Source organism: Psychrobacter sp. 1Y4, from assembly GCF_051847555.1.
Window position 1 is genome coordinate 1 of sequence record NZ_JBPYDE010000551.1, and the last position, 708, is coordinate 708.

General features: G+C 41.4%; 1 pseudogene. It reads right to left on the reverse strand.

The window, feature by feature from the left end:
• Positions 1 to 337: 337 nt before the first annotated feature.
• Positions 338 to 708, reverse strand: a pseudogene (locus ACS8FC_RS17505) (choline transporter); the annotation flags it as partial.

Genomic DNA, 708 nt, shown 5'->3' on the forward strand with positions numbered 1-708 from the left:
GCCGTCACTTATCATTTGCGCCGCTTGCGTTTGAATCTGCTCTGAGTAATGCGCTATGTATTTTAACCTGCTCACAACGATATCCTTTGCTTGTGTAAAAACCTATCCGCTTGTTTGATGGATTTTACCTTATATTGGCTATATGTTATCTCTCACTTATACTGATTCTCGCTTGTTTTGTTCGTCATAAAAATACCCCATAAGTTGTGTCCAACTTATGGGGGTCAGTTCAAAGCTGCATCCAACTTATGGGGTCATTTCTTATAAAATCTTCTTATAAAGATAGTCACTTATCAGCTATCGTATATATCGATTGATAGCGCGATAGTCTAAGCCATTAACGCTCTAAATGCAGATACTGCAAATGACGCTCGTACTGATTTAAGATATCGACCAATACCTGCTCTTTGGTATAACCAACCAAGTCATATTCTTGCGAGCCTTCACTCAAGAACACCTCAGCACGGTAGTAGTACTCTGCGTGCTTGGTTGATGTATTCAATGTGAAATTAGGGCGTTCAGCTTTGATTAAGTTAACTTCATAAATAAAGTCATCTTCATCGCCATGACCGACGCGCAGTTTTAGGCCGTCGACCTGACCACTGTCTTTATCCATACCGGCATCAATATCCTCACCAATACTGGCAAGATTAGGCGCATCTAACGAGGTTTTGAGACCGCCCGCTTTGAACTCTTTTTCGACCTCAG